We start from the raw sequence: 26482 nt of genomic DNA, 5'->3' as shown, positions 1-26482 counted from the left end.
AGGGAACAAGCGCATGAGCATCGTACAACGAGTACGACTTGTACGAGTATTTTCCACCACAGACGAAGGCGGCAATCCGGCCCCGATTGCGCTCGACGCGAACGGCTGGTCCGAGGCGCAAATGAAAGACGTGGCCCGCGCGTATGGCCTGGAAAGCGGGTTTGTGATGCGCGCCGTCGACCCGCGCCACGATTTCCGCTTCCGCTTTTTTGTGCCCGACCACGAAATGGAGATGTGCGGACACGCGGCGCTGGGCGCATTGTGGCTGCTGCGTCACACCGGCGCCTGGTGCACGAACACGGCGCTGATCGAGTCGCTGAGCGGCAGTGTCGAGGCACGGTACGACCCGTCCGACGCGCGGATCGAAGTCAGCCAGCCTGCGGGACGCGTCGAGCCGGTCATTGACGCGGCGCTGATCGCCAGAACACTCGATGCATTGAACCTTGATGCGAGCGATCTGCTGCCTCTCGGCATCGTCAACGCGACGACGAGCCGCACCAAAACGCTGGTGCCGGTCCGCACGACCTCACGGCTGAATGCGATCACGCCGAAGCTGGACCTCGTCAAAGCCTTATGCGACGCCCTGTCGTCGACCGGTCTGTATCCGTTTTCGTACGATCCTGATGCACCGCACGTGTTTGAGGCACGGCAATTCCCGCGCGCATCCGGCTATCCGGAGGACGCGGCGACCGGCATCGCAGCGGCAGCGCTGCTGTTCGGCGCGCATCGCCATGGGCTCGTCGCCCGGGGCGTACGCGGCGTCGTCGTGCGTCAGGGCGTGGCGATGGGACGTCCGTCCGCGATTACGGTGAACTTCCGCGATCCGGCCGATGAAAGCAGGGGTTGCTGGCTCAGTGGCCCGGTTTGTCTGATTGATGAGGCCTGATGCCATGTTGCTAGGCACACTCGAAGTCGATTTGTCGACGCGCTCATTGCGACGTAATGGGGAGACTATCCATGTCGGTTCGCGTGCCTTTGACGTGCTCGCAGTACTTTTGTCAGCGGCGGGACGTCTCGTAACGAAAGATGAATTGATGGACGCGGTCTGGCCCGGAACGGTCGTTGAAGAAAACAATCTGCATGTGCACCTTTCCGCGTTGCGAAAATTGCTCGGGCCGCAGCGCGACCTGATCTTGACCGTACCCGGTCGCGGTTACCTGCTAACGCAAAGGCAGGCCCCCGGCGCGAATTTGACGGTGGCTACGCCAGCCAGGCAGGGCGACGGCGATATCCCGCTACGGCACCGGGCACTCACGGGACGCGACAGACTGATCTCCAATATCGCGGCACTACTGGACACGACGCATATATTGACACTGGTGGGCGCCGGTGGAGTCGGGAAAACAAGCGCAGCAATGGAAGTTGCTCATGCGGCGGCATGTGGCCGCTTTGATATCACACGGTTCGTCAAGCTTGCCGCTGCTGCCTCTCCGGAAACGGTTTTGCAAAAGGTTGCTACGGCATTCGGCCTGTCGATACGGGACGACAGGTCGGGGATCGACGAGCTAGTCGCAGCTTTGCCGCAAGACCGCACTCTACTAGTGCTAGACAACGCAGAGCACGTCATCGATGCGGTCGCTCGACTTGTCGATTTACTTGGCATGCGGCGTAACAACTTGCAGGTACTCGTAACGAGCCGCGAACCGTTGCGGGTACGAGGTGAGGTCGTCTTCCAGGTACCCCCGCTCGATGTGTCACTCCCGGGTTCATCCACCACCGAGGTTCTGGATTGTGCGGCAGTGCAAATGTTCTTGCAGCGCGCGCAACAGTCAGGTTGCGACGTTGATGCTTTAAGAAAAAGCGCCCATCTCGTTGGGGATATTTGTCGTCGACTCGACGGTAATCCTTTGGCGATCGAAATGGCAGTCAGACGTGTCGGTGCATTGGGCGTTCGAGGGGTTCACGGATTTCTCGACGATCGATTCGCATTGCTGACGCAGGGATACAGGACCGCTCTTGCGCACCACCAGACGTTACGGGCCAGCTTCGACTGGAGCTTTGCGTCGCTGAGCCCATCAAGTCAGAAACTGTTTGGTCACGCTGCGGCATTCGAAAGTGCTTTTACTTTCGACGCGTTGCGCGCGCTAGTGTGTGATACGACGTATAAGCCGTCTGACGTTGCCAGCGGCGTTGCTGAACTGACCGAGAAGTCGTTGCTGAGTGTGGAGTCGGATCACGGCGAACATAGGTTTTTCCTCTCCGAATCCGCTCGAGCATACGCGTTGCAAAAGCGTCGCCTCGGAGGGAACGACATTCAAATGTTCGCGCGCTATGGCGGTTACAACTACGGTGCTTGTGAGGCGGCCCCGACCAGTAAAACGGATTCGTTCAAAGAGAAAGTGGAAGAGCGGGAGTTTGCATAGGAATCTGAGCATGTAAGCCAAGGGGGACGCGGATCCGCTAACGCGGCCTGAACGATTCAGGTGTTGAAATCCAGTGGCCCATCCATGCCGACACGGCGCATCGTTTTCGGTGAACCGACGTACAAGCATTTTTGGCGCGCCTCATGGCGCTGGAGTCTTGATGGACGATTGTCGGCAATGCCAGCGCCGGCGTCGACGGGCCACTCGTGGCCGAATCCGGTCGTCGAAGGCAGCGCGGCACTCGCCCGCTCGGTCGGCATCGGAATGACGGCGTCGGGCTATATTGCGGAGTTCCAGCACGCTGGCGCTCGAACGATTGACAACGTATACGGAGCGATCGATTTTCCGAACACACCGAAGTGACTCATGGGAGAGCATCAGTCATGCAACCGGAACACGCTCCAGATCTCGCAGCGACTCGCCACGCAGGCGCGAGCGCACCGATTCCGCCGATCGTGCCCGCGCAAACCGCACTGGTCGTGATGCACTACCAAACCGACATCCTCGGCCTCTTTCCCTCGGTCGCGCCCGCCCTGCTCGCCAACACGCGCAGGCTGTGCGATGCGGCGCGGGCCGGCGGCGTCCACGTTTGCTTCGCCAATCTCCGCTTCAGCCCCGGCTATCCGGAAGTCAGTCCGCGCAACAAGAACGGGCAAGGGATCAAGCAGCTCGGCCTGTTCGTCAATGACGGCCCGTGCCCGGAGCTCGGGCGGCTGGACACCGAGCCGCTGATCGCCGCGCATCGCGCGAGCGTGTTTTTCGGCACTGACCTTCAGGCGCGGCTCGTCGCGCAAGGCATCGATACGCTGATCCTGGTCGGGATTGCGTCGACCGGCGTCGTGCTGTCGTCGGTTGCGCACGCGAGCGACGCGGATTTCCGGCTGTATACGGTCAAGGACTGCTGCTACGACCCGGATCAGGTCGTGCACGAACATTTGTTCGTGACCGCGTTCGAGACGCGCACGACGGTGCTGTCGCTCGCGGACGCGCTGCGGCTGCTCGCGTAGCCGCGCAACGCCCGCACAACGCCGACCGGAACGCTTCCGGCCGGCGCATTCCACCCAACTTCGCGCGTTACTTGGCGATATACACGCCCGACGTCGGGCACGTCCCCTGCGTATTGCCGTCCGTCACGAGCGACGCCGCGCTCGGAAACTGCGAGGTCGCACTCGTCTTCACCGCGATCCACGCTTCCGTGAAATAGCTGACGCCGTTGGTCTTCGTGCATTTCAGCGATACTGCGCTGCGCGTATTGCTGCCGAACGCGCCTTCGAACGCGGACAGCAACTGGTTGCGCGTCACCGTCTTGCCCGCGTTCGCCTGCAGGAACGCGTTGAACGACGTGTTGCCGAGCCGGCTGATCATGCCGGTCGCCTGGTTCCAGTACGTGTCGGGCGATGCCGAATTCGAGCAGGTGCCGTGCTTGAACCATTCGTGCTTGTCGAGGCACGACGCCACGCCCGGCATGTAGGCCGACAGCGTGTTGCGCGTCGCGGTGCTGACCGGATACGCATCCATGCTGCACCACTGGTGCGCGTTGTCGAGATCGACGTCGCTCTGCGGCACGCCGCAGTAGAACGGCTGGTTGCCGTCGTACCGGTTCGGCCACAGACCATGCAGCGACAAGCTCGTCGCCGCATACGTGCCGGCGAGGTTCGTACACTCCGGCGTGTCGTGCGACGCGCAGAAACCGGGCTCCCACGAAGCCGCGAGCAACAGGTAGTCGTAGCTGGTCTGCGCGACGGCGTGCAGCGAGGCGGATGCGACGGCGAGTGCGGCCGCGGCGCGGGCGAGCGTCTTGAGCATGGCGTTTCCTCGGAAAGGGCTTGCGGTCGCGGGATGCGCCGCAAGATTGTCGAATGTCTGCCCGCGATTGTTGCCGCCGCAACGTGGCACGAATATGAAGACGAACGAAATATGTCCGCCGGGCCGCGGCTCATCGTCGCGGAACGCCCGCACCGCATCCGGCGCCGCGCGACTATTTCATCGACGCGGCTTCCGATCCACCCGGCGACAGCGCCGCGCTGTCCTGCTCGCGCCACGCCCGCCGCGATGCCATGATCGCCTTCACGGCCGAGCGCGCGACCTTCCACCACGCGAATGGCCGCGGATCGGCCAGCATGCTGAGCGCGCGCGCATAGTCGAGCGTGAGCCCGGGCGTCCAGGCCATCGTCACCGCGCGCTTGCGGATCTGCGCGGCAACCCACAGCTCGGGCGTGAGCAGCAGCCGGACGAATGCGCCCCACCCGGCCCGCGTGCCCTTGAGCCGCCACACCGCGCCGTCGAGTGCCGCTTCGAGCGCGTTCGACACGGTGCTCGAGCAGTTGCGGTGCGTGAGGTTGTACGTGACCGTCTGCCGGTACGACGACCAGAATGCCTCCAGCTTCACCGGATCGTAGTTGCGAATCCGCACGCGCACGGTCGACGGGCACCACGCGTTCGACTCGGTCGCGTAGTCGGGCTGGAACAACCCGGGCACGTCGTTCTCGCGCGTCGCGCGCAGGATTCGCGTGAATTCGTCGGGAGAACGATCGATCTCGACGGCCGGATACAGGCTGATGTAGATGCCCTCGGGCGACTCCAGCGCCGCATGGCCGGTCGAGATCACGCCGTTGACGTCCACCGCCGCGATGTAGCGGTCGATCACCGGATAGCGCTGCGCTTCGGCCTTCGACGTGCCGGTCGGCGTCCACACGTGCACGGTGAGCGCGCGCTCCTGGTCGGCCGGCGGGCCATCCCATTCCGATTGCGTGAAGCGAGGGAGGTCCGGCGCCGCGTCGATGTCGGGCACGATCGCCGGCGCCGGCGACGTGACGAACGCGGGGTTGCGCGTCAGCCACCGCACGCGCGCGGCGAGGCTCAGCATGTGCATCCCGCCGAACATCAGCAGCAGGCCGAGGCAGTACGGCACGGTGCCCGCATAGTGGGTCGGGTACGGCTGGTAGAAGAAGATCGCGAGCAGGATCTCGACGACGCCCCACGCGAACGCGACATTCCAGCGCCGGTAACGCACCATCCATGCGGACGTGCACTGCAGCAGCCCGTCGACGAGGAACAGCGTGCCGAAGATCATCGACAGCAGGAAGTGGCCATGGTGATGGCCCGCGAACACGAGTCCCGCGGCCACCACGACCGCGATGCCCTTCACGTAGCGCAGGATGCGCTGCCCGCCGACGCCGCTGCCGGCCACCGCGAGCGTCGCGAGCCCCTCGACCAGGAATAGCCACGCGAACAGTTCGATCGGAAAATGCAGCGCGCCGTCGAGCGCGTCGATGAAGATGCCGACGCCCGCGACGACCCACAGCCAGCCCAGCACGGTCAGCCCGCGCCAGCGCGTTCGCAGATATTCGATGCCCAGCAGCAGCAAGACCAGTCGTACCATTGCGCCCTCGTATCTTTTTTTGGGATACGCGATGGCCACGCGTGCCCTGTCGTGCCGACCGCGCATCGTGCGATGCGGAAGTCGGAAGGCGGGAATGCTGACCGGCGCGTCATGCGTCGACATGACCGATGGCGGCCGGCGCGCGCCGCTTTGGTCGAATAATAAGATATGGTGGAGCCGGTTGAAAGCCTCGCGAAAACGTTGCCGGCACGGCGCCGTGCGATTCCGCCAGTTCCGGCGCGCCATGCATGTGGCCCGCGCGGTAGACGCGCAACCCGCTGCCGCGGCAGATGTCCGGTTCGACGACGGGCGGGCGCTACGCGAGAATTCCGCTTCCGACAGCGAAAGCCGCCTGAGCGCGACTCGCGCCTGCGGAACATGTAACGGCCCGTGCGGGCGGCAGCGGCAACTCGCAAATGCTCTCGCTCGCACGGGGCGCGCAAACCGGAGCATCGACATGACGGCCTCGCCACTTCACACCCCGCCCCTCGGCCCGCAACTCAAGCGCTGGCGCACGCTGCATCGCATCAAGCAGAGCCACGCGGCCGAGCTGTTCGGCGTCGCGCAATCGACGATCTCGCGCTGGGAAGCCGGCATCCAGCAGATGTCGCCCGACGAGCGTGTCCGCCGAGCGGCTGCTTGCCGCGCGTCTCGATTCGGCCGGCGACCGCGCACTCGCCCGGCTGATCGCGGGCAGTACGGCCCGCCTGCATCTCGTGTGCGACCTCACGCATCGTCTGCTCGCGTGCTCGCCGTCGCGCGCGGCCGAGTTCTCTCGACCGCTGCCCGCGTTGCTCGGCACGTCGCTGTGGCGCTATGCGTCGCCGGAGATCGTCCGCATAGAGGCCGCGCTCGACCCGCTCGGCTGGCACGATCGCGCGGGGCCTCCGAGCGTCGAATTCGCGACGGGTGCCAATGCGTCGCGCGTCGTGCCGATCCGCGGCAGCACCTGCCGGTGGACGCGGATGACGCTGTCGGACGGCTCCGCCGCGCGGCTCGTCGAAACGCTGTAGCACGCGCGCAAGTCGCCGGACCCGTGCTCGGCACGCATATTTCATGCGTGGACGCAGCGCGTGCGCACGGCGTACGCTTGACGGCTCCATTCACGCATTGCGCTGACGATGAACCTCGACACGATCCACGCGCGGCTCGATTTCCTGCGCGAAGCCGAACGCCTGAAAGACGTGCTGCGCAGCGGCCACACGTCGACGGGCCGCGCCGAAAGCACGGCTGAACACAGCTGGCGGCTGTGCCTGATGGCGCTCGTGTTCGCCGATGCGCTGCCCGACGTCGACACGACGAAACTGCTGAAACTGTGCGTCGTCCACGATCTCGGCGAAGCGCTGCACGGTGACATCCCCGCGATCGAGCAGGCCGCGCATCCGGACAAGAGCACGCACGAACGCGACGACCTGCTGACGCTGACGGCCGGGCTCGATCGCGCGCTGCGCGACGAGATCGTCGCACTGTGGGACGAATACAAGGCAGCCGAAACACCGGAAGCGCGCGCCGCGAAGGCACTCGACAAGCTCGAGACGATCCTGCAGCACAACCAGGGCAGCAATCCGCCCGGCTTCGACTACGCGTTCAATCTCGGCTACGGCCGGCGCTACACGGACGCGGCGCCGCTGTTCGGCGCGATCCGCGCGATCGTCGACGCGGATACGCAACGCAGGATCGACGCACGCGGCGGCGGCGCGTAAGCGCGCGGAACCGGCCGCGCGGCATCGCGCGCCGCATTCGCACGAGACACGAGGCACGCCGCATGACGCAGCACATCTACGACGATCCCGCCTTCTTCGAAGGCTACAGCCGCCTGAACCGCTCGCTGCCCGCGCTCGACGAGGCACGCGACCGGCCGATGATGGCGATCGTGGCTGCGCGGCGGTAACGCTGCCGCGAGCATGTACAACGCCGCTGCGCGCACGATCTTCACAGATCGCAACAAAGAGGCCGCGCGGCCCCCGCGTCGGCGCACCATTCGCACAATTCAGCACACTTTCGATACGAACTGACGAGAACGCGTCGCTTACCATCAGCAGCTGATCCGGATCGTCGCACCCGTGCGATGCGTGCGCCAACGCCGCCGCAGGCATCGCGCGCGGCATGCGCCGCCGCCCGGATCACCCTGCCCGGCCGCACGTGCCGCCGGCACAGCCTCATCTTCATCGCGCTCTCATGAATCGGAAGACCCATCGCCGCCCGCGCATCGTGCTGGCCACCCTCGCCGTCGCCGCCATTGCCGCCGGTGTCGCGCTGAAGGCTTGCGCACCCGACAAGCGTCCTCATTACCTGACCGCGCCCGTCACACGCAGCGATCTCGAAAACTCGGTGCTCGCGACCGGCGCGCTACAGGCGTTCAGGCAGGTCGACGTCGGTGCGCAGGTGTCCGGGCAGTTGAAGACGCTGAAGGCGAAGCTCGGCGACAAGGTCACGAAAGGCCAATGGCTCGCCGAAATCGATCCCGTGATCTCGGAGAACGCGCTGCGCCAGGCGCGCGCCAGCGAAGAAAGCCTGCGCGCGCAGCAGCAATCGACCACCGCGCAGCTCGCGCAAGCCGAACTCGCATTCCGGCGCCAACAGGCGATGCTGCCCGACGATGCGACATCCCGTGAAGCCTTCGAAGCCGCGCGCGCGGCGCTCGACGTACAGCGCGCCACCCTCGCGTCGCTCGCCGCGCAGATCCGCTCGGCCCGCATTCAGATCGAGACCGCGCAGGCCAACGTCGGCTATACGCGCATCGTCGCGCCGATCGATGGAAAAGTCGTCGCGATCGTCACGCAGGAAGGCCAGACCGTGATCGCGCAACAGCAGGCACCGGTGATCCTGAAGCTCGCCGACCTCGACACGATGACCGTCAAGGCGCAGATCTCGGAAGCCGACGTGATCCGCGTGCATGCCGGTCAGACTGCATATTTCACGATCCTCGGCGAACCGGACAAGCGACACTACGGCAAGTTGCGCGCGATCGAACCGGCGCCGCAGAACTACGCCGACGCGCAGAGTACGCTCGGCGGCGCGGGCGGCAGCACGAAGCCGAACAGCGCCGTGTTCTACAACGCGCTGTTCGATGTGCCGAATCCCGAGCATCGGCTGCGCATCTCGATGACCGCACAGGTCAGCATCGTGCTCGACAACGCGCGCAACGCGCTCAGCATGCCGGCCGCCGCGCTCGGCGAGAAACGCAAGGACGGCACGTATGCGGTCCGCGTGCTGCGCGCCGACGGCAGCACAGAATCGCGTGCGGTACGCATCGGCATCAACAACAACGTGCGCGTCGAGGTGCTGGCCGGCCTGAAGGACGGCGAGCGCGTCGTGATCGGCGAAGCTGCCGCCGACGAGCACGCGCCGCTCGCGGACCTGGTGTGACGATGAGCGCCCCCCTGCTGAAACTCGCCGCCGTCACGCGGCGCTTCCCGGCCGGCGACAAGGACGTCGTCGTGCTGAACAACGTGAACCTGTCGATCGACGCGGGCGAGATCGTCGCGATCGTCGGCGCGTCGGGCTCGGGCAAGTCGACGCTGATGAACATCCTCGGCTGTCTCGACCATCCGAGCGCAGGGACCTACACGGTCGGCGGCCGCGACACGCACATGCTCGACAGCGACGAGCTCGCGCAGCTGCGCCGCGAGCATTTCGGCTTCGTGTTCCAGCGCTACCACCTGCTGCCGCACGTGGACGCGGTCGCGAATCTCGAGATGCCTGCGATCTACGCGGGCACCGCGCGCACCGAACGGCACAAGCGGGCGCGCGAACTGCTCGCGCGCCTCGGGCTCGCCGATCGCATGCATCACCGGCCCGGCCAGTTGTCGGGCGGCCAGCAGCAGCGCGTCAGCATTGCGCGTGCGCTGATGAACGGCGGCCAGGTGATCCTCGCCGACGAACCGACGGGCGCGCTCGATACGAAGAGCGGCCAGGACGTGCTGCGCATCCTGCACGAGCTGAACGCGCTCGGCCATACGATCGTGATCGTCACGCACGACAAGGCCGTCGCGCGTCATGCACGGCGCATCATCGAGATCAGCGATGGCGAGATCGTCGCCGACCAGCCGAATCGCCATTACGCGGAAGCGCTCGCCGAAGCGGGGCTCGGCGCGACACACGCAGACGCGACGACGGGCGCGCCATCCGCGCACGACCGCGACGACACGACACCGCCCGCCGCGCAAGACACCCGCGCCCGGCGCTTCACGGCCGGCACCGGCCACTTCGCCGAAGCCTGCCGAATGGCGTGGATCGCACTCGTGTCGCACCGGTTGCGCACGCTGCTGACGATGCTCGGCATCATCATCGGCATCACGTCGGTCGTGTCGATCGTCGCGATCGGCGAAGGCGCGAAGCGCTACATGCTCGACGAAATCGGCAGCATCGGCACGAACACGATCAACCTCTATCCGGGCACCGACTGGGGTGACAGCCGCGCCGACTCGATCCAGACGCTCGTGCCCGCCGATGTCGCCGCGCTCGCCGAGCAGCCGTACGTCGACAGCGCGACGCCCGAAACGTCGCGCACGCTGCTGCTGCGCTACCGCAACATCGACGTGAACGCGCTCGTGAGCGGGGTCGGCGCCCGCTTCTTCCAGGCGCGCGGGATGCAATTCGCGCGCGGCATCGCATTCGACGACGAAGCGGTACGCCGTCAGGCGCAGGTCGCCGTGATCGACCCGAACACGCGCCGCAAGCTGTTCGGCGCGACAGGCAAGGCGATCGGCGAAGTGATCCTGGTCGACAACGTGCCGTGCGTCGTGATCGGCGTCACGGCCGACAAGAAGAGCGCGTTCGGCAGCGTGAAAAGCCTGAACGTGTGGGTGCCGTATACCACCGCGAGCGGCCGGCTGTTCGGCCAGCGCCACCTGGACAGCATCACCGTGCGCGTGCGCGACGGGCAGCCGAGCGCCGCCGCCGAGAAGAGCATCGAGAAACTGATGATCCGGCGCCACGGCCGCAAGGACTTCTTCACGTACAACATGGACAGCGTGGTCAAGACCGTCGAGAAGACCGGTCAGTCGCTGACGCTGCTGCTGTCGCTGATCGCGGTGATCTCGCTCGTCGTCGGCGGGATCGGCGTGATGAACATCATGCTGGTGTCGGTCACCGAGCGCACGCGCGAGATCGGCATCCGGATGGCGGTCGGCGCACGGCAGTCCGACATCCTGCAGCAGTTCCTCGTCGAGGCCGTGCTCGTCTGCCTGCTCGGCGGCACGATCGGGATCGCGCTGTCGTTCGGGCTCGGTGCCGTGTTCTCGATGTTCGTCGCGCAGTGGAAGATGGTGTTTTCCGCCGGCGCGATCATCACCGCGTTCGTCTGCTCGACGCTTACCGGCGTGATCTTCGGCTTCATGCCGGCACGCAACGCATCGCGGCTGGATCCGATCGATGCGCTCGCACGCGACTGACGGAGCCCGGCCATGACGCAATCCGCATCGCTTCACCGCCTCGGCGCCTTCGCGTGCGCGTGCGCGGCCGCGCTGCTGGCCGGCTGCACGGGGGCGCGCCACGCACCGCTGCCTGTGGCCGCCATGCCCGCGAACTGGGCGGCGCCGGTGTCCGCCGGCTCGCCGGCCGCGACGCGCGACTGGTGGCGCAGCTTCGGCGATCCGCAACTCGACGCGCTGATCGACGACGCGCTGCGCGCGAACAACGATCTCGCGATCGCGGCGATTCGCGTGTACCGCGCGCAACTGCAGGCCGGGCTCGCCGACACGAACCTGACGCCCGCCGTTTCGCTCGGTGCGAACGGCGCCGTGTCGCGCACGCTCGATACGCACCGGATGAGCCGGTCGAGCGGCGTTACCGGCTCGCTCAGCTACGAAATCGACCTGTGGGGCCGGCTGGCCGCGCTGCGCGACGCCGCGCGCTGGGAAGCGGATGCGACCGCCGCCGATCTCGAAGCCGCACGGCTGTCGCTGATCGGCACGACGGCGTCGCTGTACTGGCGGATCGGCTATCTGAACCGGCTGATCGCACTCGGCGACGCGAACATCGCGTATGCGGTGCGTACGCTCGCGATCGTCCGCTCGCGCCACGCGGCCGGCGCCGTGTCGGGGCTCGACCTCGCGCAGGCCGAACAGAGCGTGGCGGCTCAACGCGCGGCACAGACGCAGCTGATCCAGCAACGCACCGAGAATCGTCACGCGCTCGCGATCCTGTTCGACCGGCCGCCGCAACAGCTGGCCGCCGAACCGTCGGCACTGCCCGACGCAGCACCGCCCGAGGTCGCGGCCGGCCTGCCCGCCAGCCTGCTCGGCCGCCGCCCGGACCTGCGCGCGGCCGAGTTCCGGCTGCGCGAATCGCTCGCTCAGGTCGATGCGACCCGCACCAGCTTCTATCCGGCGTTCACGCTGACCGGCAACGCCGGCACGTCGAGCACGAGCCTCGAGCGCGTGCTCACGAACCCGGTCGGCACGCTCGGGCTCGGCCTCGCGCTGCCGTTCATCCAGTGGAACACGATGCAACTGCAGATCAAGGTATCGAAGACGCAGTACGAGGAAGCCGTCGTCGGTTTCCGTCAGCGGCTCTACAGCGCACTCGCGGAAGTCGAGAACGCGCTGTCGGCGCGCGTGCAGCTCGAACGCGAGGCCGAACAGCGCGCGTTGTCGCTGACGCAGGCTCAGCGCGCGGAACGGCTGGCCGCCGCGCAATTCGCGGCTGGCGCGACGGCCGTGCAGCCGTGGCTCGACCAGCAGCAGCGGCTGCGCGACGCGCAAAGTGCTGACGAACTGACGCGGCTGAACCGGCTCAACAACCAGATGACGCTCTACCGCGCACTGGGCGGCGGCACGTCCTGACCGCAGGCGGGCAGGCGGGCCCGCGCGCCCCGCCCTGCCACATCATTCGCACACCGCCGCCCTGCGCCGCGCCGGCGCGAACGCCACCGCGCTCGCGGTCGCGAGCACGGCCACGCCGGCGGCGCCGTACACCATCACCCAGCCGAACCCGTGCACGAGCGCCGCGTGTAACACAGCGCCGGTCGGGTCGGCCTTTGCGAGCGCCGGCGCGATCGCCTGCAGCCCATCGGTGCGGCCCGACGCGACCTGCTGCGCCAGCGCGCGCAGCGCGCCCGCGTCGACCGCGCCCGCAACGCCGGCCTTCAGGCTCGCGACGATCCCCGCGACCAGCACGAAACCCATCGCCGCGATGTTCAGCGCGAGCGAGATCATCCGCGCGCTCATGTCGATGCCCGACGCCATCCCGGCCCGCGAGCCCGGCACCGCGCCCGTCGTCGTGTTCGTGACCGGCGTGTTGGTGAGCCCGAGCCCGATGCCGGCGATCACGCAGCCGGGCAGCATCGTGAGCCAGCTTGCGGGGTCGACGCTGCTGCCGATCCGCATCAGCGCGAAACCGGCCGCGATCGTGAACAGCCCGCCCGGAATCACGACGCCGGGCCCGAAGCGCAGCGCGAGCCGCTCGCCGAACGGCGGCGCGACCAGCGTCGGCAGCGTGTATGCGAGCAGCGCGAGGCCGGCGCTCACGCTGTCGTAGCCGAGCGCGACCTGGAACCAGATCGGCAGGTAGATCATGAACGGCCAGAAGCTGAAGTTCATCCCCATCGAGCCGAAGATCGCCCCCGTGAACGCGCGAATCCGGAACACGGAGAAGTCGAACATCGGCCGCGCGCTCGCGCGCTCCGCGACGAGGAAGCCGGCCAGCGCGAGCACGGTCGCACCGAGCACGCCGATGCCGGCCGCGCTCGTGAGCCCCGACTCCGCACCCTGTGTGATGGTGAACGCGAGACCCAGCACCGCGAGCGACAGCGTGACGATGCCTGCGACGTCGAGCGTGCCCGCATGCGGATCGCGCGACTCCCGCACCGCGCCGCCGATCAGCACGAGCGCGACGGCCGCGAGCGGCGCATGCACGAGGAACACCCACGGCCAGCTCGCCAGCGCGACGATCGCGCCGCCGACGATCGGCCCGAAGCCGAGACCGATCCCGAACACGATGCCCCAGATCCCGAACGCGCGGCCGCGCTCGCGCCCCTCGCGGAACTGGTGCGACAGCACGGCGATCTGGCAGATCAGCATCGCGCCGCCGCTCGCGCCCTGCAGCAGCCGGCCGGCGACCAGCACCGGCACGTCCGGCGCGAGCCCGCACAGCAACGACGTCGCGCCGAACAGCACGGTGCCGATCACGTACACGCGCTTGCGGCCGAACCGGTCGGCGAGCGTGCCGGCCGCCATCAGCACCGTCGTGCACGCGATCGTGTACGCATTCATGATCCACTGCATGCCGTTGAAGTCGCCGTGCAGCACGTGTTCGAGCGTCGGCAGGATCACCGGCACACTCGAGATCTCGAGGCCGAACATCAGCGACGTGAGACAGACGGCCGCGAGCGCGACCGCATTCCTGCGGGAGTGGGATAGCGTCATGCGTCTTGCGCGACGGCCCGCAACGGGCCGCGCGCCTCCAGGTGAGAAGGATTCGCCGCGTGCGGCCGGCGACGCACGCTGGACGGGAATCGGTACTATAGTGAGAATCCTCCTCCCCATTGACGCGTCCATTTCTCCAGACTGGGGAATCCCAGGACGCAATCAGCACAACCCACGATGACCGACAGACTCGACGGCGTGACGACCTTCGTCCAGGTCGTGGAATCCGGCAGCTTCGCGCTCGCCGCGGAACGGCTCGACATGACGCGCTCGGCGGTCGGCAAGGCGATCGCGCGGCTCGAGAAGCGGCTCGGCGCGCGGCTGCTGCAGCGCACGACCCGCAGCCAGAGCCTGACCGACGACGGCCAGGCGTACTACGACCGCTGCGTGCGCGCGCTGTCGGAACTCGAAGCGGCGGAAGCCGATCTCGATTGCGGCCGCAACGAAGCACGCGGCAAGCTGCGCCTGAGCGTGCCGCTCGCGTTCGGGCATCACTGCGTGACGCCGATCGTGCTCGATCTCGCGCGCACCTATCCGCACCTGCGGATCGACGTGTCGATCACCGACCGGTTCGTCGACCTGGTCGAGGAAGGGATCGATCTCGCGGTGCGGATCGGCCCGCTCGCGGACAGCACGAGCCTCGCGGTGCGGCGGCTCGGCACGCAATACGGGAGCCTCGGCGCAGCACCGTCGTATCTGGCGCGCTACGGGATGCCGCAATCGCTCGACGACCTGAAGCACCACCGGACGATCGCGTATTCACGCTCGGGCGTCGCGCAACCATGGGACCTGCGCGCGCCGGACGGCTCGACGGTGCGCGTCGACATGCCGCATCAGCTCAGCTTCGACGACGTGCAGGCGATCGCGGCGGCCGGCGCATCGGGGTTCGGGATCGCATGGCTGCCGAGCTGGCTGCTCGATCATTACGTGAAGCGCGGCGAGATGGTCGTCGTGCTCGACCGCTGCTTCGTGTGCGAAGGCGACATCCACGCAATCTGGCCGAAGACGCGCTACCTGCCGCGCAAGACGCGCTGCGTGATCGATGCGCTCGTGCAGGCGGTGCCGCCGATGATCGAGCGCCCGGAACACGCGAGCATAAAGAAAGCGGGGTGAAACCGACGCGCCGCACGGGCGCGCCGGGCCGTCACGCCGCGATCAAGCCGCGCCGAGATCGGCGAGCGGATGCGCGAACAGCTTCCACGGCGACGTCAGGAAATGCCGCACGCGCTCGGCGCGCAGTTCGACGAGCGACGCCGGCGCCCAGCGCGGCTTGCGATCCTTGTCGACGAGATGCGCGCGCACGCCTTCGCGGAAGTCGCCTTCCTCGATCGCGCGCGCCACGATGCCGAGCTCCATCCGGAACGACTCGGCCAGCGTCATCTGGCGGCCGCGCAGCAGCGCTTCGCGCGTCACGCACAGCATCGTCGGCGAATGGCCGGCAAGCGCATCGAGCGTCGCCTGCAGCCATTGACGGTGCTCGCGCGACAGCTCGTCGCGCGCGAGCTCCTGCTTCAGCGTCGCGACGATCCGCTCGACGGTCGAGCGCTTGTCGAAGTGACGGACGATCCACGCCATCTGCGTGTCGAGCGCCGCATGCGGCACGACGTTGCACGGCGGCTCGAACACCTTGCGCAGCGCGGGCAGCACGTCGCTGTCCCACTTGACGCTCTCGATGCGCGTCTCGAACGTATCGAGCCACGACGACGGCACGCACAGGTCCGCGAGCTTCGCGCTCAGTGCGTCGGCGCCGGACAGCATCGCGCCCGTCAGCCCCACGTACAGCTCGAGCTCGATCGGCATGCGCGACAGGAAATGCGTCGCGCCGACGTCGGGCACGAGGCCGATGCGCGTCTCGGGCATCGCGATCTTGCTGCGCTCGGTCGCGACGCGCAGCGCCGCGCCTTGCGCGAGCCCCATCCCGCCGCCCATCGTCACGCCGTCCATCAGCGCGACCACCGGCTTCGGGAACGTATGGATCGCGTAATCGAGCCGGTATTCGTCGACGAAGAACGGCAGCCAGGTCTCGCGCTGCGCGACCATCCTGTACAGCGCGCGCACGTCGCCACCCGCGCAGAAGCCCTTCTCGCCCGCGCCGCGCAGCACGACCGCGACGATCTGGTCGTCGGTGCGGCAACGCTCGAGGCGCGCGGCCAGCTCGCCGATCATCGGATACGACAACGCATTGAGCGCGGCCGGCCGGTTCAGCGTGATCAGCGCGACGCGGTTCACCACGCGGAACAGCACCTCCGGTGCCGGTTGCGCGAAGCTGTCATGAGTCGTGACCGGCGTGCTCATCGTTGCGCGTCTCCATCGGTGTGCCACTGCGGCGCGCGCTTGCCGAGAAACGCGGCCACGCCTTCGCGCGGATCGTTCGTGTCGAACAGGTCGACGAAGCGCTCGCGCTCGACCGCGAGCGCCGCGCCGCGCGGCACGCCGCGGCGCGCGAGGCCGATCAGTTCCTTGCTGTAGGCGACCGCATGCGGGCTCTGCCGCGCGACGTTGCGCGCGAGCGCCAGCGCCGCATCGCGGGCCGCGCCGCTTTCGACCACGTCCTCGACGAGGCCTATCCTGAGCGCGGTCGCCGCGTCAACGCGCGTGCCGGCCAGGATGATCTTCTTCGCCCAGCCTTCGCCGACGAGCCAGGGCAGCGTCTGCGTGCCGAGCCCGCACGGCAGCAGGCCGACCGACGGCTCGGGCAGCGCCATCTGCGCGTGCGTCTCGGCGATCCGCAGGTCGCACGCGAGCGCGCATTCGAGGCCGCCGCCCATCGCATAGCCGTTGATCGCCGCGATCGTCACGATGCGCGCGTCATGCAGCGCCTCGAACGCCGCGCCGAAACGCGCGGCCATCGCGCGTGCGACCGCGCGGTCGCCGTCGGCGAACGTGTTCAGGTCGGCGCCCGCGCTGAAGAACTTCGGGCCGTCGCCGGTGATCACCAGCGCACGCACGCGCGGGTTCGCATTCAGTGCCGCGACGGTCTCCTGCAGCTGCTGCAGCCCGTCGGCGGTAAAGGCGTTCGCGGGCGGACGCTTGAGCGTCGCGCACGCGATCGCGCCGTCGTCGACGTAGTCCAGTTCGATCATGAGGCGTCCTTCTTCGTGGCCGGTTGGTACAGGCGGATCACCGCCGAGAAATCGAGCTGGCCGTCGCCGCGGCTGCTCATCGCCTGGTACAGCTGCTGCGCGAGCGCGCCGAGATAGACGGGCTGGCGCGCCTGCTTCGCGGCATCGTTCGCGAGGCCGAGATCCTTCAGCATCAGGTCGGTGCCGAAGCCGCCGCTGTAGCCGCGCGACGACGGCGCGGTGTCGATCACGCCCGGATACGGGTTGTAGGTGTCCGAGCTCCAGCAGCGGCCCGTCGACGTGTTCATGATGCCGGCCAGCACCTTCGGGTCGATGCCGAGCGCGACGCCGAGCGACATCGCTTCCGACACGGCCGCCATCGAGATGCCGAGCACGAGGTTGTTGCAGACCTTCGCGACCTGCCCCATCCCCGTCGCACCGCAGTGGACGATGTTCTTGCCCATGCCGGCGAGCACGGGCTTCACGCGCTCGAAATCGGCATCGCTGCCGCCGACCATGAAGGTCAGCGTGCCGGCCGCCGCGCCGCCGGTGCCGCCCGACACGGGCGCGTCGACGAACGCGCCGCCGTGCTCGCGCACGAGCGCGCCGAACGCCTGCGCGCTCGCCGGGTCGATCGTGCTCGAATCGATCACGGTCGCGCCGGCATCGAGGCCGGCCAGCACACCGTTCTCGCCGGCGAGCACCGAGCGCACGTGCGGCGCGGCCGGCAGCATCGTGATCACGAACGCCGCGCCCGATGCCGCGTCGCGCGGCGATGCGGCCACCTGCGCGCCGGCGTCCTGCAGCGCGCGCAATGCATCGGCGCTCAGGTCGAACGCATGCACTTCATGGCCGGCCTTCAACAGGTTCAGCGCCATCGGCGCACCCATGTGGCCCAGTCCGATAAAACCGATCTTCATGGTCGTGTCCTCCGCGGCTCAATGCAGCCGGATCGTCGTGTTCACAGGGCCGGCCGTCGTGTCGTCGTCGAACCAGCGCGCGGTAACCGTCTTGGTCTGCGTGTAGAACTGCACGACCTGCTTGCCGTACGGGCCGAGATCGCCGAGCTTCGAGCCGCGCGAACCGGTGAAGCTGAAGAACGGCACCGGCACCGGAATCGGGATGTTGATGCCGACCTGGCCGACGTCGATCTCGCTCTGGAACTTGCGCGCGGCCGCGCCGCTTTGCGTGAAGATGCCCACGCCGTTGCCCATCGGGTTCGCGTTGACGAGCGCGATCGCTTCGTCGAGCGTGTCGACTTCCATCACGACCAGCACCGGCCCGAAGATTTCATGCGTATAGACCGTCATGTCGGGCTTCACGCCCGAGAAGATCGTCGGCCCGATGAAGTTGCCTTCCTCGAAACCGGCGACCTTCACGTCACGGCCGTCGAGTTCGAGCTTCGCGCCTTCCTTGGTACCGGCGTCGATCAGCGACAGGATGCGCGCCTTCGCGCCGCGCGACACGACCGGCCCGACGTCGGTGCCCGCTTGCGAGCCCGCGTTGACCTTCAGCGCCTTCGCCTTCGCGACGATGTCCGGCAGCCAGTCGCGCGCGTTGCCGACCAGCACCGCGACGGAGGTCGCCATGCAGCGCTGGCCGGCCGCGCCGAAGCCCGCGCCGACCAGCGCGTTGATCGCCTGCTCGCGGTTCGCATCGGGCAGCACCACCGCGTGGTTCTTCGCACCCATCATCGACTGCACGCGCTTGCCGTGCTGGCTGCCGAGGTTGTACACGTGCGTGCCGACCGCCGTCGATCCGACGAACGAGATCGCCTTCACGAGCGGATGCGTGCAGATCGCGTCGACGACTTCCTTGCCGCCGTGCACGACGTTCAGCACGCCCTTCGGCACGCCGGCCTCGACCGCGAGCTCGACGAGTTCCATCGTCGACATCGGGTCCTGCTCGGACGGCTTCAGCACGAACGTGTTGCCGCACACGATCGCCATCGGGAACATCCACAGCGGAATCATCGCGGGGAAATTGAATGGCGTGATGCCCGCGCACACGCCGAGCGGCTGGCGCAGCGTGTAGGTGTCGACGCCGCCCGCGACGTTCTCCGCGAACTCACCGAGCTGCAGCGTGCCGACCGAACATGCATGCTCGACCACCTCGAGGCCGCGGAAGATGTCGCCTTCGGCGTCGGGCAGCGTCTTGCCCTGCTCGGCCGTCAGCGTCTTCGCGATGCGCTGCTGGTTCGCGCGCACGAGATCCTGGAACTTCAGCATGATGCGCATGCGCGCGGAGACCGGCGTGTTCTTCCACGTCGCATACGCGGCGTGCGCGGCCTGCACGGCCGCGTCGACTTCCGCGACGGTCGCGAATGGCACGCGCGCAAGTACCTGCTGCGTCGCCGGGTTGACGATGTCGCGCCACTCGCTCGTGGCGGACTCGACGAAGGCGCCGTCGATCAGCAGCTTGACCGTCGGCACGTCTTGCCCCGTCTGGGGCGTCGGATTCGCATTCATCGATGTGCTCTCCTTGCAGTGGGCCGTGTAGCGTCATGCGACGCGCGGCCGGTTCAATCGGTTTTACGGGCAGCGGCCGCTGCATGCGGCGCGCACGGCCCGCGGCAGGTCATTTCAGGTCGGCGGCGAAATCCTCTTCCCAGTATTCGCCGGGCATCCGCGTCGTCGCATCGTCGCCGCGCTCGATCTCGCGGCGGCGCAGCTCGACGCGGCGGATCTTCCCCGAGATGGTCTTCGGCAGCTCCGCGAATTGCAGGCGACGAATGCGCTTGTACGGCGCGAGCTTCTCGCGCGAGAAGCGGAAGATCTCCAGCGCGAGTGCCGGGCTTTCCTCGTAGCCCTGGCGCAGCGTGATGAAGGTCTTCGGCACCGACAGCCGCACCGGATCCGGGCTCGGCACGACGGCCGCTTCCGCGATCGCCGGATGCTCGATCAGCACGCTTTCCAGTTCGAACGGGCTCAGCCGGTAGTCGGACGACTTGAACACGTCGTCCGCGCGGCCGATGTACACGTAGTAGCCGTCGTCGCCGCACATCGCGATGTCCGACGTGCGGTAATGGCCGTCGCGCATCGCGTGGGCCGTCGCGTCGGGATTGTTCGCATAGCCGTTCATCAGCCCGACCGGTCGCGTCACGTCAGGGCCGATAGGCAGCGCGACCTCGCCTTCGCTGACGGGCGCGCCGTCCGGGTCGAGCAGCGCGATCCGGTAGCCGGGCAGCGGCCGCCCCATCGAGCCCGCGACGACCGGCTGGCCCGGCGTATTGCCGATCAGGCAGGTCGTCTCGGTCTGGCCGTAGCCGTCGCGAATCGTGATGCCCCACGCCTTCTTCACGCGCTCGATGATCTCGGGATTCAGCGGCTCGCCGGCGCCGACGATCTCGCGCAGCTTCACGTCGAACGACGCGAGCGGCTGCTGCACGAGCATGCGCCACACGGTCGGCGGCGCGCACAGCGTGGTCACCTGGTATTTGACGAGCGCATCGAGCACGGCCTTCGGCTCGAAGCGCGCGTAGTTGAATACGAACACGCACGCCTGCGCGTTCCACGGCGCGAAGAAGCAGCTCCACGCATGCTTCGCCCAGCCCGGCGAGCTGATGTTCCAGTGGATGTCGCCCGGCTGCAGGCCGACCCAGTACATCGTCGACAGGTGCCCGACCGGATAGGTGCGGTGCGTATGCTCGACGAGCTTCGGCTTCGACGTCGTGCCCGACGTGAAGTACAGCAGCATCGACTCGTTCGACTGCGTGACGGCGTCCGGCTCGAACGCGGCGCTCGCCGCGTAGCCGTCGTTCATCGCGAGCCAGCCCGCGCGCGGCGCGCCGGCGACGATTTTCTGCTTGAGGCCGAGATCGGCCTGTTCGAACTTCGCGGTTTCGTTCTCGTCGACGATCGCGTATTTGGCGCCGCCGATCCGCACGCGGTCGCGCACGTCGTCGGCCGACAGCTGCGTGGTCGCGGGCAGCACGATCGCGCCGAGCTTCATCGCGGCGAGCATCGCGTCCCACAGCTCGACACGGTTCGGCAGCATCAGCAGGATCCGGTCGCCGCGCACGACACCGATGCCGCGCAGCCAGTTCGCGATCCGCGACGAGCGCTCGGACATCTGCGCGAACGAATACGGGTCGCCCGTACCGGTTGCCGCGTCGACGATCCACAGCGCGGGCGTGTCGTTGCCGCGCGCCATCGGATCGAAGTAGTCGAGCGCCCAGTTGAACGCATCGAGCACCGGCCATTCGAAATCGCGGTAAGCGGTTTCGTAGTCGGTGCGATGGCGCAGCAGAAAGTCGCGTGCGTCCAGGAATGCCTGTACCGTCATGTGTCGTCTCCGTCCAGTCTCCATGCCCAGCGGTCAGCCGGCGCATGTGCTGCAGCGCATGCCCGGTTCCGTGTTGCGCGGCGCACGGTCACGTCGTTGCGTGCCGCGTTTGCCGCGATACCCTCGTGCCCTGTCTGTTTGTTTGCCTGCCTGTCTATCGGTTTGCGTGGTGGCCGGTGGAGCGCGCGTCGCGACTCAAAGCTGTCGCGCGATCACCATCCGCTGCACTTCGCTGGTGCCCTCGTAGATCTGCGTGATACGCGCGTCGCGGTAATGACGCTCGACTTCGTAATCGGCGAGGTAGCCGTAGCCGCCGTGGATCTGGATCGCGTCCGAGCACACGCGCTCGGCCATCTCGGAGGCGAACAGCTTCGCCTGCGACGCTTCCGACAGGCACGGCAGCCCGGCCGTGCGCAGCTTCGCCGCGTGATGCACGAGCAGGCGCGCCGCGTTGATCTGCGTGGCCATGTCGGCGAGCTTGTGCTGGATCGCCTGGTGCTCGGCGATCGGCTTGCCGAACTGCACGCGCTCGCCCGCGTAGCGGCGCGCCTTGTCGAACGCGGCGCGTGCGATGCCGAGCGCCTGCGCGGCGATGCCGATGCGGCCGCCTTCGAGGTTCGACAGCGCGATCTTCAGCCCTTCGCCGCGATTGCCGAGCAGGTTTTCTTCCGGAATCGCGCAGTTCTCGAACGTGATCGGACACGTGTCGGATGCGCGGATGCCCATCTTCTTCTCCGGCTTGCCGACGATGAAGCCCGGCGTGTCGGTCGGCACCAGGAACGCGGAAATGCCGCGCTTGCCGGCTTCCGGGTCCGTCATGGCAAAAACGATCGCGACACCGGCGCGCTGGCCGTTGGTCACGAACTGCTTCGCGCCGTTCAGCACCCACTTGCCGTCGCGCAGCTCCGCCCGCGTGCGCAGGTTGTTCGCTTCGGAGCCGGCCTGCGGCTCGGTCAGGCAGAACGCGCCGATGATGCGGCCCGCCGCCATCTCGGCGAGCCAGCGATCCTTCTGCGCGGGCGTGCCGAAGCCGAGGATCGGCCCGCAGCCGACCGAGTTGTGCACGCTCATCAGCGTTGCGCACGCGGCGTCGCCGGCCGCGATCTCCTCCATCGCCAGCGCGTAGGCGACGTAATCCGTATACGCGCCGCCCAGTTCCTGCGGCACGATCATCCCGAGCAGGCCGAGTTCGCCGAGCTGCGCGACGACGGCGTCGGGCAGGTGCGCGTCGTGGTCCCACTGCGCGGCGTTCGGCGCCAGCACCTCGGTGGCAAACGCGCGCGCGGCGTCGCGGATCATCCGCTGGTCTTCGGTGTAAAGCTCGTCCATGGCGCTGCTGTCTCCCGCGGCCGCGTGCCGCGACCGACCTTCCGTTTCGATGCAACAAGTGTAGGCAAGCGCGCGCGACTGTTCGATGCTCGCGCCGCTCATTTACACTGAGCGTTTTTGCCATACCGGCGGCTTCGATGAAGCAGGAAGACAAGGGCACCGTCGCGATCAGCCTCGTCGCTTACAGCGTCGCGCTCGCCACCCGGCGCGGCGTCGCGGCCGAGCCGCTGCTCGCGCAGGCCGGCATCGCGCCCGCGCTGCTCGTGCAGCCGCGTGCGCGGGTGTCCGCGCAGCAATACGGCGCGTTGTGGAACGCGATCGCGCGCGCGCTCGACGACGAGTTTTTCGGGCAGGATCGCCACCCGATGCGCAGCGGCAGCTTCATCGCGATGAGCCAGGCCGCGCTGTCCGCGCAGGACGGGCTGCACGCGATGGCGCGCGCGGTGAATTTCATGCACTGCGTGCTCGACGACCTGCACGCGGAGCTCGACGCCAACCCGCAGCGCGTGCGGCTGCGCTTCGTGCACCGCAACAGCGCCGCCGCGCCCGCGATGTTTACGTACGCGACCTATTTCATCATCGTGTACGGGCTCACCTGCTGGCTGATCGGGCGGCGCATCCCGGTGCTGCACGCGAGCTTCCGCTGCGACACGCCGCCGGCCGACCACGAATACCCGTCGATGCTGTGCGACGACATGCGGTTCAACCAGCCCGATTCGTATGTCGATTTCGATCCCGAATTCGCGACGCTGCCGGTCGTGCAGAACGCGAAGACGCTGAAGACGTTCCTGCGCAACGCGCCGGCCAGCTTCATCGTCAAGTACCGCAACCCGAACGCGCTCGCGCAGCGCGTGCGCACGGTGCTGCGCGGGATGCCGCCCGCCGCGTGGCCCGGTGCGGGCGGGATGGCCGCGCGGCTGCACGTGGCCGAGGCGACGCTGCGCCGCAAGCTGCACCAGGAAGGCCATGCATACCAGTCGATCAAGGACACGCTGCGGCGCGACCTCGCGTTCGAGGCGCTGGCCGATCCGTCGCGGACCATCGCCGACGTCGCGGCCGCCACCGGTTTCGCGGAACCGAGCGCGTTCTACCGCGCGTTTCGCAAATGGAGCGGGCGCAGCCCGGCCGAGTACCGGGAAGAAGCGCTCGCGCGGGGCGGCGGCGGCTGAGTGCGCGGCCGGCGGCCCCGCCTTCGCGCTTTCCGCAGAAACCGCCTAATCTTCAATCATCGGGCCAACGCCCTTTCCGCGAGCCGGACGGCGTGCGGCTGCGCGCCGCCCGGACGCCCCGATGCGCATTCATCGTCATGGGCCGCCGTCAGCCGTATCGCCCGATGGCCGCCCCCGTCACCCGCTGTCCGCGCGGGTCGCGCGCGCCGCGCTGTTTGCGGCGCTGCTCGTCGTATGCGCGGCGGTTGCCGCCCCGCCGCCCGCCGCCGCGCCCGCCGCAGCGGCGCCGGTCGTCGTGATTCCGGTCAACGGCGCGATCGGGCCGGCCAGCGCCGACTTCATCGTCCGTTCGCTCGAGCGCGCGGCGCGCGAGCACGCGCCGCTCGCGATCCTGCAGCTCGATACGCCCGGCGGGCTCGACACGTCGATGCGGCAGATCATCAGGGCGATCCTCGGCTCGCCGGTGCCGGTTGCCGCGTTCGTCGCGCCCGGCGGCGCACGGGCCGCGAGCGCGGGCACCTACATCGTCTACGCGAGCCACGTCGCCGCGATGGCGCCCGGCACCAATCTTGGCGCGGCGTCGCCGGTGCAGTTCGGCATCGGTGGTGCGCCGGGTACACCGGGTACGCCGGGCACGACGAGGCCGTCGCCGGCCGGGGCATCGGGTGCCTCCGGCGCCGCCTCGACACCCGCCGAGCTGCCGAACGACACGCAGTCGACCGAGATCCGCAAGGCGATGCAGGACGCCGCCGCCTACATCCGCGGCCTCGCGCAGTTGCGCGGACGCAATGCCGAATGGGCCGAGCGCGCGGTGCGCGAAGCCGTGAGCCTGTCGGCGAACGAGGCGCGCGCGCAGCATGTCGTCGACCTGATCGCGCAGGACCCGGCCGACCTCGCCCGCCAGCTCGACGGCCGCACCGTGACGACGACCGCCGGCACGCTGCACCTCGCGACCGCGCATGCGCCGCTCGTCGTGCTCGCGCCCGACTGGCGCAACCGCTTCCTGTCGATCATCGCCGATCCGAACGTCGCGCTGATCCTGCTGACCATCGGCATCTACGGGCTGTTCTTCGAATTCGCGAACCCCGGCTTCGTGCTGCCGGGCGTCGCCGGCACCATCTGCCTGCTGATCGGGCTGTTCGCGATGCAACTGCTGCCGATCAGCTATGCGGGCCTCGCGCTCGTGCTGCTCGGTCTCGGCTGCCTGGTGGCCGAGGCGTTCCTGCCGACCTTCGGCGTGCTCGGTTTCGGCGGGATCGTCGCGTTCACGATCGGTGCGCTGATGCTGATCGACACCGACGTGCCCGGCTACGGGATTCCGTGGCCGGTGATCGCGAGCCTGGGGCTCGGCGGCGGGCTGCTCGTCGCCGGCGTGTCGAGCGTCGCGCTGCGCGCGCGGCGGCGCCCGGTCGTGACGGGCGCCGAGGCGATGGTCGGCAGCATCGGCGAAGTGCTCGACGACGGCCTCCATCCTGACCAGCCGCTTGGCGCCGCCGACGTCGCGCCGTCGGCAGGCGGCTGGGCGCTCGTGCACGGCGAGCGGTGGCGCGTCGCCAGCAGCGCACCGCTGGCCGCCGGTTGCCGCGTGCGCGTCACCGGCCGCCACGGGCTGCTGCTCACCGTCGCCCCGCTCTACGACGTGCCGGCGCAAGAACAACATCAAGGAGAACCTTCATGATCGGTTACACGTTCGGCTTCAGCAGCGTCCTGATCGTCTTTGCCGTGGTGCTCGTCGCGTCATCGATCCGCATCTTCCGCGAGTACGAGCGCGGCGTCGTGTTCATGCTCGGCCGGTTCTGGAAGGTGAAGGGGCCGGGGCTCGTGCTGATCATCCCGATCGTCCAGCAGGTCGTGCGGATCGACCTGCGCACCGTCGTGTTCGACGTACCGCCGCAGGACGTGATCACGCGCGACAACGTGTCGGTGAAGGTGAATGCGGTCGTGTATTTCCGCGTCGTCGATCCGGAGAAGGCCGTGATCCAGGTCGCGCGCTTCTTCGACGCGACGAGCCAGCTCTCGCAGACGACGCTGCGCTCGGTGCTCGGCAAGCACGAGCTCGATGCGCTGCTCGCCGAGCGCGAGCAGTTGAACGCCGACATCCAGAAGACGCTCGACGCGCAGACCGACGCGTGGGGCATCAAGGTGTCGACGGTCGAGATCAAGCACGTGGACCTGAACGAGACGATGGTGCGCGCGATCGCTCGGCAGGCCGAGGCCGAGCGCGAGCGGCGCGCGAAGGTCATTCACGCGGAAGGCGAACTGCAGGCGTCGGAGAAACTGCTGCAGGCCGCGCAGCGGCTTGCGCTGCAGCCGCAGGCGATGCAGTTGCGCTATCTGCAGACGCTGACGACGATCGCGGCGGACAAGAACTCGACGATCGTGTTTCCGCTGCCGATCGATCTGCTGGGGGCGTTGCTGGAGCGGCTCGGCTCGCCGCGCGAGCGCTGAGACGCTCGTGTTCCGGCCCGCGCGGCGCGGCCATCCCGCCGGACGCCGGGCCGCAACGGCCCGGCGGCCGGCGCCT

General features: G+C 68.1%; 22 protein-coding genes and 1 pseudogene. 14 read left to right on the top strand and 9 right to left on the bottom strand.

Annotation, left to right across the window (positions count from 1 at the left end; genetic code table 11):
• The first annotated feature begins 13 nt into the window (after positions 1-13).
• The 4 genes from DIE22_RS05430 (at position 14) to DIE22_RS05415 (ending at position 3370) form a co-directional block, all read left to right on the top strand.
• Entirely contained in the window at positions 14-886 is an 873-nt protein-coding gene (locus DIE22_RS05430; RefSeq protein ID WP_124495370.1) for a PhzF family phenazine biosynthesis protein, read from the top strand.
• A gap of 4 nt (positions 887-890) precedes the next feature.
• Positions 891-2363 (top strand): winged helix-turn-helix domain-containing protein, encoded by a 1473-nt coding sequence (locus DIE22_RS05425; protein WP_124495368.1) that lies wholly within the window; start codon positions 891-893, stop codon positions 2361-2363.
• A gap of 63 nt (positions 2364-2426) precedes the next feature.
• A complete protein-coding gene (locus tag DIE22_RS05420) occupies positions 2427-2726 on the top strand; it encodes a hypothetical protein (RefSeq protein WP_124604679.1) in 300 nt (99 codons plus the stop codon).
• A 20-nt stretch (positions 2727-2746) separates the two neighbouring features.
• Positions 2747-3370 carry an isochorismatase family cysteine hydrolase gene (locus DIE22_RS05415; protein WP_124495364.1) on the top strand — a complete coding sequence of 208 codons (624 nt, stop codon included), beginning with the start codon at positions 2747-2749 and terminating at the stop codon, positions 3368-3370.
• A 67-nt stretch (positions 3371-3437) separates the two neighbouring features.
• Here DIE22_RS05415 and DIE22_RS05410 read toward each other — a convergent pair whose 3' ends face one another.
• On the bottom strand, positions 3438-4169 hold the full coding sequence (locus DIE22_RS05410) for a ribonuclease T2 (protein WP_124495362.1): 732 nt from the start codon (positions 4167-4169) through the stop codon (positions 3438-3440).
• A gap of 172 nt (positions 4170-4341) precedes the next feature.
• Complete coding sequence (locus DIE22_RS05405) at positions 4342-5745, bottom strand: HdeD family acid-resistance protein (protein ID WP_124604678.1); 1404 nt, start codon at positions 5743-5745, stop codon at positions 4342-4344.
• Positions 5746-6202: 457 nt separating this feature from the next.
• On the opposite strand from DIE22_RS05405, the pseudogene DIE22_RS05400 reads away from it, so the two are divergent.
• The 6 genes and pseudogenes from DIE22_RS05400 (at position 6203) to DIE22_RS05375 (ending at position 12533) form a co-directional block, all read left to right on the top strand.
• A pseudogene (locus tag DIE22_RS05400) lies at positions 6203-6758 on the top strand (helix-turn-helix domain-containing protein).
• Between the two features lie 108 nt (positions 6759-6866).
• The gene (locus DIE22_RS05395; protein WP_124495358.1) at positions 6867-7448 is read left to right on the top strand and encodes an HD domain-containing protein; all 582 of its coding nucleotides are present in this window, start codon (positions 6867-6869) and stop codon (positions 7446-7448) included.
• Positions 7449-7510: 62 nt separating this feature from the next.
• Entirely contained in the window at positions 7511-7636 is a 126-nt protein-coding gene (locus DIE22_RS05390) for a hypothetical protein (protein ID WP_260426616.1), read from the top strand.
• A gap of 287 nt (positions 7637-7923) precedes the next feature.
• A complete protein-coding gene (locus tag DIE22_RS05385; RefSeq protein ID WP_124604677.1) occupies positions 7924-9114 on the top strand; it encodes an efflux RND transporter periplasmic adaptor subunit in 1191 nt (396 codons plus the stop codon).
• A gap of 2 nt (positions 9115-9116) precedes the next feature.
• On the top strand, positions 9117-11141 hold the full coding sequence (locus tag DIE22_RS05380) for a MacB family efflux pump subunit (protein ID WP_124604676.1): 2025 nt from the start codon (positions 9117-9119) through the stop codon (positions 11139-11141).
• Positions 11142-11153: 12 nt separating this feature from the next.
• Positions 11154-12533 (top strand): efflux transporter outer membrane subunit, encoded by a 1380-nt coding sequence (locus DIE22_RS05375; protein ID WP_124604675.1) that lies wholly within the window; start codon positions 11154-11156, stop codon positions 12531-12533.
• Positions 12534-12575: 42 nt separating this feature from the next.
• Here DIE22_RS05375 and DIE22_RS05370 read toward each other — a convergent pair whose 3' ends face one another.
• Complete coding sequence (locus DIE22_RS05370; RefSeq protein WP_124604674.1) at positions 12576-14114, bottom strand: MFS transporter; 1539 nt, start codon at positions 14112-14114, stop codon at positions 12576-12578.
• A 177-nt stretch (positions 14115-14291) separates the two neighbouring features.
• On the opposite strand from DIE22_RS05370, the gene DIE22_RS05365 reads away from it, so the two are divergent.
• Positions 14292-15227 (top strand): LysR family transcriptional regulator, encoded by a 936-nt coding sequence (locus DIE22_RS05365; protein ID WP_124604673.1) that lies wholly within the window; start codon positions 14292-14294, stop codon positions 15225-15227.
• A gap of 42 nt (positions 15228-15269) precedes the next feature.
• On the opposite strand, the gene DIE22_RS05360 is transcribed toward DIE22_RS05365, so the two are convergent.
• The 6 genes from DIE22_RS05360 to DIE22_RS05335 form a co-directional block, all read right to left on the bottom strand.
• Positions 15270-16409 carry an enoyl-CoA hydratase/isomerase family protein gene (locus DIE22_RS05360; RefSeq protein WP_124604672.1) on the bottom strand — a complete coding sequence of 380 codons (1140 nt, stop codon included), beginning with the start codon at positions 16407-16409 and terminating at the stop codon, positions 15270-15272.
• Positions 16406-17197, bottom strand: coding sequence for an enoyl-CoA hydratase (locus DIE22_RS05355; protein ID WP_124604671.1), 792 nt, complete (start codon positions 17195-17197; stop codon positions 16406-16408). The genes DIE22_RS05360 and DIE22_RS05355 overlap by 4 nt, the downstream gene beginning before the upstream one ends.
• The gene (gene mmsB / locus DIE22_RS05350) at positions 17194-18096 is read right to left on the bottom strand and encodes a 3-hydroxyisobutyrate dehydrogenase (RefSeq protein ID WP_124604670.1); all 903 of its coding nucleotides are present in this window, start codon (positions 18094-18096) and stop codon (positions 17194-17196) included. Before mmsB ends, DIE22_RS05355 begins: the two co-directional genes overlap by 4 nt.
• Before the next feature lie 18 nt (positions 18097-18114).
• Positions 18115-19644, bottom strand: coding sequence for a CoA-acylating methylmalonate-semialdehyde dehydrogenase (locus tag DIE22_RS05345; protein WP_124604669.1), 1530 nt, complete (start codon positions 19642-19644; stop codon positions 18115-18117).
• Between the two features lie 109 nt (positions 19645-19753).
• Complete coding sequence (locus tag DIE22_RS05340; RefSeq protein WP_124604668.1) at positions 19754-21460, bottom strand: AMP-binding protein; 1707 nt, start codon at positions 21458-21460, stop codon at positions 19754-19756.
• A 195-nt stretch (positions 21461-21655) separates the two neighbouring features.
• Positions 21656-22789 (bottom strand): acyl-CoA dehydrogenase family protein, encoded by a 1134-nt coding sequence (locus tag DIE22_RS05335; protein ID WP_124495336.1) that lies wholly within the window; start codon positions 22787-22789, stop codon positions 21656-21658.
• 137 nt (positions 22790-22926) lie between these two features.
• Between DIE22_RS05335 and DIE22_RS05330 the strand changes: the two genes are divergently transcribed.
• The 3 genes from DIE22_RS05330 to DIE22_RS05320 all read left to right on the top strand — a co-directional run bounded on the left by DIE22_RS05330 (position 22927) and on the right by DIE22_RS05320 (position 26406).
• Positions 22927-23958: an AraC family transcriptional regulator gene (locus DIE22_RS05330; RefSeq protein ID WP_124604667.1), complete on the top strand. Its 1032-nt coding sequence runs from the start codon at positions 22927-22929 to the stop codon at positions 23956-23958.
• A 121-nt stretch (positions 23959-24079) separates the two neighbouring features.
• The gene (locus DIE22_RS05325) at positions 24080-25636 is read left to right on the top strand and encodes a nodulation protein NfeD (protein ID WP_124604666.1); all 1557 of its coding nucleotides are present in this window, start codon (positions 24080-24082) and stop codon (positions 25634-25636) included.
• Positions 25633-26406 carry a slipin family protein gene (locus tag DIE22_RS05320; RefSeq protein WP_124495330.1) on the top strand — a complete coding sequence of 258 codons (774 nt, stop codon included), beginning with the start codon at positions 25633-25635 and terminating at the stop codon, positions 26404-26406. Before DIE22_RS05325 ends, DIE22_RS05320 begins: the two co-directional genes overlap by 4 nt.
• Positions 26407-26482: the final 76 nt, after the last annotated feature.

The organism is Burkholderia sp. Bp9142 (assembly GCF_003853415.1).
In the GTDB taxonomy this organism is placed as follows: Bacteria; Pseudomonadota; Gammaproteobacteria; order Burkholderiales; family Burkholderiaceae; genus Burkholderia.
This window is presented reverse-complemented; position numbering and strand designations above follow the sequence as displayed.